The sequence below is a fragment of the Collinsella sp. HCP28S3_B9 genome (assembly GCF_052066095.1).
GTDB lineage: Bacteria > Actinomycetota > Coriobacteriia > Coriobacteriales > Coriobacteriaceae > Collinsella.
Window position 1 is genome coordinate 1 of the sequence record NZ_JBQHST010000045.1, and the last position, 9,031, is coordinate 9,031.

Here is a 9,031-nt window from a genome sequence, read left to right on the forward strand (position 1 = left end):
CGCCCGGTCCCGTTCCGAACCCGGAAGCTAAGCCCCATCGCGCCGAGAGTACTGCGGGGCCAGCCCGTGGGAGGCCAGGGCGCCGCTGACCGGTGGACGGCACCGAGCCGTCATCGAGAATCGAGAAGGGGGAGGCCTCGCGGCCTCCCCCTTTTTCGTTTGGGCGTTGTAAGCTTAAAGCCCCTACGGCTTAATTGTCTTTTCTATTTGAAGAAAATAAAACGAATGACCAGCGCGATTGCCGCGATGGCAATGATCAAGAGCGCGATTTGGAGCCGGTGCTGTTTGCGTCGTCTGTTAGACGATATAAATATCGATTTTCCTTGCTTCGGAGTCTCTAAATAGCGGGCAGAATGCGTTAGGGTCTGCTTAGGGCGAGGCTCTCTACGTTGTTGCTTAGCGGGTGTTTGGGCCTGCTCCTGGTTGCATGCGCTGTTTTTGGATAAGGGGGCATCTTTGAGATACGCCGATTCGCTCGGGGCGACGCCCATGTGTTTGCGACGTGATTGAGATTCTTCAAGGGTTTGATAACGATTGCGAGTTACATATTCAGGCTCTGTATCGTCAATAGGCTCTTGGGAAATATGGGGACGATGGTAGCGTATGGTCTGCGGATAGGTTGATTTATCGTTCTGCATCTGATCATACGAATTGTCGGAGGCTTGATCGTCCATGATGCCCTTAGGTTGTCATTAATATTGTGTATACGCTCATTGTAAGCCCCAGCTTTGTTTAGCCAGGGCACATTTGGTATTTAAGGCACGGTTCAAAGAACCTTGACCTCATTAAACCTTAGTCACACAGACTTAGATATGCTTATAGATAGAGACTCAAAAAACTTTATATCAAAATGTATATATAAGAAATGGATGGGCATATATTAAAGCGTCAAAAGAAGTCCCTGCCACCTAGAAGATGGCTCGGCAGTCCCTTAAAGGAGTGGTAGTCATGGCAAGCATGGTTCCTTATCGTTCGGTTTTTGGTGTTCGTCCCTCTGCTAGCTCGTTGTTCGATCTGTTTGATGATATGACCGATCTGGCAAACAACTCGATCGCCTCCAAGGCGTTTCCCGTTGATGTTGAGGACAAGGGCGACGGTTACGAGGTCAAGGCTTATTTGACCGGCGTCGCGAAGGACGACATCGACGTTGAGCTTAATGAGGGTCGTCTTTCCATTAGCGTGAATGTTGAGGAGAGCGAAGAGAATAAGGACAAGAACTACCTGCAGAAGGAGTTTTGCTCTTACAGCGCGACGCGCGGTGTGTACCTGAAGGATGCTTCGAGCGAGGGCCTTTCTGCAAAGTATGCTGACGGCATCCTTACCGTTACGGTTCCTAAGATTGTCGAGAAGAAGAACGTTACGAAGATTTTCATCGACTAACGTTATCGGCTATTAACATCGGTGCCTGAGTTAAGGGGGCTGGGAAGCGATTCCCGGTCCCCTTTTCTATTTGAGACAGCCTACTGAATATTTGAGACAGCCTACTGAATGGTCATGGGCCGATATTGCCCGGCGGGACGTATTGTGAGTTTATGTGGCCCCTCAACGCGGGTGGCGGTGCTACCAAGCTCGTTGTCGAGTGTTGCCCCAAGTGAGCTTGCGTAGCTTTTGACGGTAAGGCTTGGGCGATTGTTGTCTTGGCTAATGTGCATCGCGATAAGCTGCTCGGTGCGATCGGTTACCAGCGCGCGTGCGGCATCGGCGGCCTGATCGTTGGAGAGATGCCCTTTTGCAGACAGGATGCGTTCCTGAAGAAAGCGAGGATAGTCTCCTTGACGCAGCATGGCTACATCGTGGTTGCTTTCGAGCGCGAGAACGCGACAGTCCCTGAGCGTATCGATGGCATGCTTCGACAACTCGCCGGTGTCGGTGGCAAAGCCAACCGAATCACCCTGGGTATCAAAACGGTAGCCGACAGGATTAACGACGTCGTGCGATGTCGAATACGTTTGAATGTGGACCCCGGCAATAGAGAGGGCGTCACCTGGGTCGAATTCCTCAACAGACAGATGTGCAAGGCCTTCCTTTGATGCGAGCGTGCCTCTGCTGGAAAAGACCGGTCCGTTCCAATGTTTGCACCACACCTCAAGCCCCTTAATGTGGTCGCCGTGCTCATGGGTGACAACAAGGGCGGACACGTCGTCTGCCGAAAGGCCGAGCTCAGCCATGCGTTTGAGCGTTTCGCGGCGGGACAGTCCGTCATCGACCATGATGAGCCCCTGCGGGCCCTCGATGAGTGCGCAGTTGCCTTTAGAGCCGCTGCCGAGGATATGAAGGTGCAGGCGAGACATAAGATTCCAAAGGATACAATGAGTGCTGACGAATAGAGGAGGAAGCGAATGCCAACGGTATCACAGCATTACGGACACCATGCCGTACCCGGGGCAGTCGATGAGACCCGGACGAGGCAGCAGGCTGCTCCTGTGGTGCTCATGGTATCAGGCGGTGCGGACTCGACGGCACTGCTTCTTATGGCGTGCACATCAAAGCTGGATATCCAAGATGGACGCGGCGTTGCCCCCATTGCTCGCGAGCGCCTACATGTGCTTCATGTAAACCATCACCTGCGAGGCAAGGCGTCCGACGGCGACGAGGCCTTTGTGCGCGAGCTCTGCGCACAATATGGCTTGCCGCTGTGCGTGGAGCACGCCCATTTTGATGGGGAGTCGGGCAATATCGAGGCGGCTGCGCGCGAGGTGCGTTATGCCGCGGCGCGAAGGTATGTTCGCGAGCTTTGTGCCAAGATGGGGGCGCCGAGAACGGCGGCGCGCATCTGTACTGCCCATACCTCTTCAGACCGCGCGGAAACATTTTTGATGAACGCCATTAAGGGGTCGGGCCCTGCTGGGCTCTCGAGCATTCCCCGCCGAAGGAATATTGTGGTACGCCCCTTGCTCGACCTAACTCATGGCGAGCTTGTGGGCTATCTGCAGGTGCATGGTCAGCCGTGGCGCGAGGACGAGACCAACGAAGATATCTCGTATCTGCGAAACTACGTTCGCCACCGGGTAATGCCAGTGCTGGCGCAGCGTAATGCGAGCGTGTGCAAGACGATTGGCGCCGCCTGTGAGATCTTGGGTGATGAGGATGCGTTTCTATCCCAGTTGTCGGCACAGGCGTTTCGAAGCTGCCTGCGCAAAGAGGCAGCGGGCGCGCTGGTGCTTGATGCCAGACGCCTTGCTGCGGCCGAGGTGGTAATCGCGCGGCGCATCGTGCGACTGGCGATTAAACGCATCGATCCGGACGCTCGCCCAGAGATGCGCCATGTGGAGCGAGTCCTCTCCTGTGTTGCCGAGGGTGCGGGTTCGGTTACGCTTCCGGCGGGGATTGACGCACGTGTTGAGTTTGGCATGCTGGCGTTTAAGGCGCCGGCGGCTCGTGAGGGCTTGGTTGCGGACTGGATTACCATACCCGGCCGTATGTCGTTGGGCGGGGGACGTATGCTGGTCACAGAAGCGATAGCCGTTGAGCCGGGATGCGATATCGTGCGCCGCGCCCGTGAGTTTGCGGCTGCTGGGGAAGTGGCAGCTTTGGTGGACGCGGCTGCCCTGGGTTTTGCCAACAGCGATAGCGAGCGGATCTTGGCGGGCTCGCGCGGCGAGGTTCCTGCCGAGGCGCGATTGGCGCGCCTGTGGGTGGACGGTCCCGCACCGGGAGACGTGATGTGCCCGTTAGGCATGAGTGGCCGAAGCAAGAAGGTATCCGACTTGTTGTGCGAGGCTCGTATTCCCGTTTCCGAGCGCACCGGCGTGCCCATGGTAAGGACGGCACCGGGGGGTGTCGTGGTGTGGGTCGCCGGAGTTCGCGCGGACGAACGCTTTAAGTGCACGGCGTCGACGCGTGTGGCCTATCTGCTTCGCGTGGTTGACGCGGATTAGCCCCTCGCACCAGTTTTTCTGTGCGGCGTTGACGGTATTCCCGCGCTGATGGTGCACGGGCTGGAAAATATACCCCGTGCGCTGCTAGAATGTGTAGTTCGCGTCCATACGGCGGTGTGTGGGCGATTAAGCACAAGAAAGGGTTGTCATGGCTTCTCAACATCCGGATATCGAGAAGGTTCTGTTTACACAGGAGGATATCGACGGTATCGTCTCTCGCCTGGGCGAGGAGATTACGCGCGACTACGCGGGTAAGGATTTGGTGCTGATTGCGGTCTTGCGCGGCGCCGTGGTCTTTATGGGCGACCTGATGCGCAAGATCGAGCTGCCGACCAATATCGATTTCATGGCCGTTTCGAGCTATGGCGACGGTGTGAAGTCCTCGGGCATCGTGCGTATCATCAAAGACCTTGATATCGATATCCGCGGTCGTGACGTGCTGATCGTTGAAGACATTCTGGACTCGGGCCTGACGCTCAAGTATCTGATGAAGAACCTTGAGAGCCGCAAGCCCGCTTCTCTGGAGGTCGCCGCCTTCCTGTGGAAGGACGTTGAGGACCGCATCTCGGCCATTACGCCCAAGTATGTTGGAACCCATTGCCCCGATGCCTTTGTGGTGGGCTACGGCCTCGACTATGCCGAGCGCTATCGCAACCTTCCGTATCTGGGCATTTTGAAACCGGAGGTTTATTCGTAAGATGCCCGACGACCGTAACGACTACAATTCCCAGACACCCCGGGACCCTAAGATTCCGGGGATGCCCGGAGGCAAGAAACCCACACGTACGGGCTGGCTGTATTTTCTTTTGGCTTGCGCACTTCTGGGCTACGCCTTCTTTAATATGGGCTCCGGCTTTGCCAGCTCCAGCAATACCGTTAAGCTCGCGACGAGCGAGATGGTGAGCGCTATCAAGCAGGATCGCGTCGAAGATCTGACCTATACGGTTCAGGACGGAAGCGTGACGGGTCATTACTGGAAGGCGAAAAAGGACAAGGGCGACACGAGTGAGCTCAAGAGCTTTTCCTCGACCTATGTCGGCTCCGATTCGCTTGCCGAGCTCATGGCGGAGCATCCCGACACTAAGTACATCGTCAACACCAACGACCCCGATTTTTGGGGCGACTTGGCGATGAGCGTACTGCCGACGATTGCCCTGATCGCCATCATGTTCTACTTTATGCGCCAGATGATGGGCGCCAATAATAGGAACATGCAGTTTGGCAAGACCAACGCCAAGACCAACGAGGCTACGCGTCCCAAGGTCAAGTTCGAAGACGTTGCCGGCGTGGACGAGGCTGTTGAGGAGCTCGAAGAGATTCGCGATTTCTTGAGCGATCCGGACCGTTATCGCAAGCTGGGTGCCAAGATCCCGCGCGGCGTTTTGCTGGTGGGCCCTCCGGGTACCGGTAAGACGTTACTGGCCAAGGCCGTTGCCGGAGAGGCCGGTGTCCCGTTCTTTAGCATCTCGGGCTCTGACTTTGTCGAGATGTTCGTGGGCGTCGGCGCCAGCCGCGTGCGCGACCTCTTTAAGGAGGCCAAGTCTCAGGCTCCGTCGATCATCTTCATTGACGAGATCGATGCCGTGGGACGTCAGCGCGGAGCCGGTCTGGGCGGCGGTCACGACGAGCGCGAGCAGACGCTCAACCAGCTGCTGGTCGAAATGGACGGTTTTGAGGAAAGCGAATCGGTCATCCTGATCGCCGCGACCAACCGCCCCGATATTCTGGATCCGGCATTGCTGCGCCCCGGTCGTTTTGACCGCCAGGTTACGGTCGACCGCCCGGATGTGAAGGGGCGCGAGCAGATCTTGCGCGTGCATGCCGAGAACAAGCCAATGGATGAGGACGTTAAGTTTGAGAAGCTCGCCCAGATGACCGTTGGCTTTACCGGTGCCGATCTGGCAAACCTGCTCAACGAGTCCGCACTGCTTGCCGCTCGCCGTCATCGCTCCGTGATCTCGATGGACGAGGTCGAAGAATCGATGGAGCGCGTGATTGCAGGACCGCAGCGCAAGGGGCGCGCGATGACCGAAGCCGAGCGCACCACGATTGCCTACCACGAGAGCGGTCATGCTCTGGTGGGTCACATCCTGGAGCACTCCGATCCGGTCCACAAGATTTCGATTGTCAGCCGCGGTCAGGCTTTGGGCTATACGCTGCAGCTTCCGCAGGAGGATCACTTCCTCAAGACCAAGAACGAGATGCTCGACGAGCTTGCCGTGTTCTTGGGCGGTCGCGTTGCCGAGGAGCTCATGTGCGATGACATTACATCGGGCGCGAGCAACGATCTGGAGCGCGCGACCAAGATGGCGCGCGAGATGGTTACGCGTTTGGGCATGAGCGAGGAGCTGGGCACGCAAGTGTTTGGCGAGGCGCAGCATCAGGTGTTTCTTGGTCGCGATTATGCCGATCACCAGGATTACTCCGAGGAGACGGCGCGCCGCATCGATATCGAGGTTCAGCGTATCATGCGTGAGGCCCATCGCCATGCTGTTGAGATTTTGGATGCCCGTCGCGATCAGCTCAATCTGATGGCGAAGGTGCTGCTTGAGCGCGAGACCGTCGAAGGCGACGCCGTGAACGCCCTGCTCGACAACGACTGGGATGCCTACCTTGAGCGCGAGGGCGACATTCTGGCAGCCAAGGAGGAGCGCAATGCCAAGGCGGCCGGCGTGCCGACCAAAAAGCGCGCGCCTCGTATGAGCGAGGAGGAGCTGGCGGCTGATGCCGCAGCTTTTGCGCAGGCGGCCATGCAGGAGGATGCCGAAGTCGCATCCGATAGCGCTGACGATGTCGAGGCTGCTGACACAAAAAAGGCCGATGGCGACACCGAGGCCGACGAGTAATCTTTGTCGTGAGAGCCTCCGCGGGGAATCGGGAGCATTCGTAAAACAGTTTCAGTCCCGGCAGTAATGTCTGCCGGGACTGTTCTTGTATAAATTGAAGCCGTATGATGTGATTAAACAGACCGATAAACTTGAATAGGTCGAATAGATAATAATTTATGGAGGTTGTAATGGTAAGAATAGCAACTGTAAATGATGCGGAGCAATTAAACATCTTAAACAACGAATTTAATGGTGAGGGCGATACAAGCATAGACAATATTAGAAATTCCCTTATGAATAATAAACAGGAAGTTGTTATCGTTGCTGATGAAGATGATATGTTAGTTGGATTTGTTTGTGTTCAGCTTAAAAAATCGTTCTGCTATGATGAATATATGCCTGAAATTACAGAAGTGTATGTTAAACCAGCATACAGAAAAAGAGGCTTAGCGAGTGAGATGATTACTTTTGCAGAGGCTTATTGCAGTAAGAATTATCCACTTGACAAATATGAACTTCTAACAGGACAAGAAAATCTTGTTGCACAAACTGTATATAATAAACTTGGATATGTAGATGATAATGAACTTCATTTATCAAAAAGAGTGAAGAAGTAAGTCAAATTAAGATTTGTCGAACTGATACTAAGGGCGCACTTCTATACGGGTTAAACCCGTATGTGCGCTCTGCGAGACCGAACAGCTCGGCCCCCTGAATATCTGGGGTGCGTCACTGCGTTCCGTACAAGGGGATCCATCCCTTGCGCCGCTATGCGGCTATCCTTACATGAAAAAAGGCGTGATCACTTTCGTCACGCCTTTTGCCTATTTAACTGTCTTACGAACACCCCGCTAAACCTGCGGAGGCTTTTTCTTTTGAGCGATATGGGGCCATCTGTTGATTGGGGACAGGCTTAAATGAGCGTTTTCACGCATTTAAGTCTGTTCCCAATTAACATTGCTGCGGTACTTTGCTTGACTAAAGCGTACAATACCGCCTATGCGAAAGGGGAACAGATGATCAACGAAACCATGTTTGCTCGCGGCGCGGAAAGCTCTATCATCCGCGAGATCTTTAGCTATGGACTTGAACGCAAGGCACAGATCGGTGCGGAGAACGTATTCGATTTTTCGCTGGGCAACCCGAGTGTTCCGGCGCCCGCTGCCGTGGCGGAGTCCATCAAAAAGGCCTTGGAGCTGCCGAGCGACCAACTGCACGGATACACGCCCGCACCAGGCCTGCCGCAATGTCGTGTCGCTGTGGCCGAGTCGCTCAACCGTCGTTTTGGCACGAGCTATGAGGGTAAAGATGTCTTTATGACCGTGGGTGCGGCGGCTTCGCTCACCTGCACGCTCAACGCTGTTACCAATCCCGGTGACGAGGTCATTGTTATCGCCCCGTACTTTCCGGAGTATCGCGTGTGGATTGAGAAGGCCGGCTGTACGTGTGTCGAGGCACCCGCCGATGAAGACACGTTCCAGTTGAGTGTGGGCAACGTGCTCAAGGCGATTACTGATAAGACGGCGGCCGTCATTATCGACTCGCCCAACAACCCGACCGGTGCCGTATATACGCGCGACACGCTGACGCGACTGGCCAATGTTCTGCGCGAGGTCAATGCCAAGCGTGATCCCGAGAATCCGATTATGCTCATCTCGGATGAGCCGTACCGCGAGATCGTGTACGGTGCCGAGGTGCCCTGGGTACCCTCAATCTACGAGAACACCGTCGTGTGCTATTCGTATTCCAAGTCGCTGTCGCTGCCGGGTGAGCGTGTGGGTTGGATTTTGGTTCCCAACACCAATCCGCAGGCTGCTCGCCTTATGCCGGCCGTCGCCGGTGCCGCCCGTACACTGGGTTTTGTGTGCGCACCGGCGCTCTTCCAGCGCGTGATTATCGATTGCATCGATGAGCCGAGTGATGTCGAAGCCTATGCTCGCAACCGAACGGCGCTCACCGACGCATTGGCGGAGTACGGCTACACCTACGTTGAGCCGGACGGCGCTTTCTATCTGTGGGTGAAGGCGCTCGAGCCCGACGCAAACGCTTTTTGCGAGCGTGCAAAGAAGTACGAGTTGCTCGCGGTGCCTTCGGATAGCTTTGGCATGCCGGGTTGGTTCCGCTTGGGTTATTGCGTGAGTTACGAAACGATTATCAATTCGCTACCAGCTTGGAAACAGTTGGCGGACGAGTATCGTTAAAAGCAGAGCGCTCTGGGTAGTGTCCCGAATGTTGGTGTAGAGCTCGGTTTTCGAGGGTAGCCGCAGGCTGCCCGAGGAGCCGAGAATCACCTAGAATGCCGTCATTCTAGCGCATGCTACGCCG

General features: G+C 55.6%; 8 protein-coding genes and 1 rRNA gene. 7 read left to right on the top strand and 2 right to left on the bottom strand.

Annotated features, from left to right (window positions below; genetic code table 11):
- Positions 1-91 (top strand): 5S ribosomal RNA (rrf, locus tag ACTNBB_RS08790); the annotation flags it as partial.
- 112 nt (positions 92-203) lie between these two features.
- On the opposite strand, the gene ACTNBB_RS08795 is transcribed toward rrf, so the two are convergent.
- A complete protein-coding gene (locus tag ACTNBB_RS08795; protein ID WP_441057879.1) occupies positions 204-674 on the bottom strand; it encodes a hypothetical protein in 471 nt (156 codons plus the stop codon).
- A 274-nt stretch (positions 675-948) separates the two neighbouring features.
- On the opposite strand from ACTNBB_RS08795, the gene ACTNBB_RS08800 reads away from it, so the two are divergent.
- Positions 949-1,380: an Hsp20 family protein gene (locus ACTNBB_RS08800; RefSeq protein ID WP_427728790.1), complete on the top strand. Its 432-nt coding sequence runs from the start codon at positions 949-951 to the stop codon at positions 1,378-1,380.
- A 101-nt stretch (positions 1,381-1,481) separates the two neighbouring features.
- Here the strand turns inward: ACTNBB_RS08800 and ACTNBB_RS08805 are convergent, their stop codons facing one another.
- Positions 1,482-2,291, bottom strand: a complete 810-nt coding sequence (locus ACTNBB_RS08805; protein ID WP_441057882.1) for an MBL fold metallo-hydrolase — start codon at positions 2,289-2,291, stop codon at positions 1,482-1,484.
- A gap of 48 nt (positions 2,292-2,339) precedes the next feature.
- Here ACTNBB_RS08805 and tilS point away from each other — a divergent pair, with 48 nt between their 5' ends.
- The 5 genes from tilS to ACTNBB_RS08830 all read left to right on the top strand — a co-directional run bounded on the left by tilS (position 2,340) and on the right by ACTNBB_RS08830 (position 8,907).
- Positions 2,340-3,878 carry a tRNA lysidine(34) synthetase TilS gene (tilS, locus tag ACTNBB_RS08810; RefSeq protein ID WP_441057885.1) on the top strand — a complete coding sequence of 513 codons (1,539 nt, stop codon included), beginning with the start codon at positions 2,340-2,342 and terminating at the stop codon, positions 3,876-3,878.
- 148 nt (positions 3,879-4,026) lie between these two features.
- Positions 4,027-4,575, top strand: a complete 549-nt coding sequence (gene hpt, locus ACTNBB_RS08815) for a hypoxanthine phosphoribosyltransferase (protein WP_154517754.1) — start codon at positions 4,027-4,029, stop codon at positions 4,573-4,575.
- A 1-nt stretch (position 4,576) separates the two neighbouring features.
- Entirely contained in the window at positions 4,577-6,724 is a 2,148-nt protein-coding gene (ftsH, locus tag ACTNBB_RS08820) for an ATP-dependent zinc metalloprotease FtsH (RefSeq protein WP_441057888.1), read from the top strand.
- Between the two features lie 158 nt (positions 6,725-6,882).
- Positions 6,883-7,323, top strand: coding sequence for a GNAT family N-acetyltransferase (locus ACTNBB_RS08825; protein WP_079268190.1), 441 nt, complete (start codon positions 6,883-6,885; stop codon positions 7,321-7,323).
- Between the two features lie 399 nt (positions 7,324-7,722).
- Positions 7,723-8,907 carry a pyridoxal phosphate-dependent aminotransferase gene (locus ACTNBB_RS08830; protein ID WP_154517761.1) on the top strand — a complete coding sequence of 395 codons (1,185 nt, stop codon included), beginning with the start codon at positions 7,723-7,725 and terminating at the stop codon, positions 8,905-8,907.
- Positions 8,908-9,031: the final 124 nt, after the last annotated feature.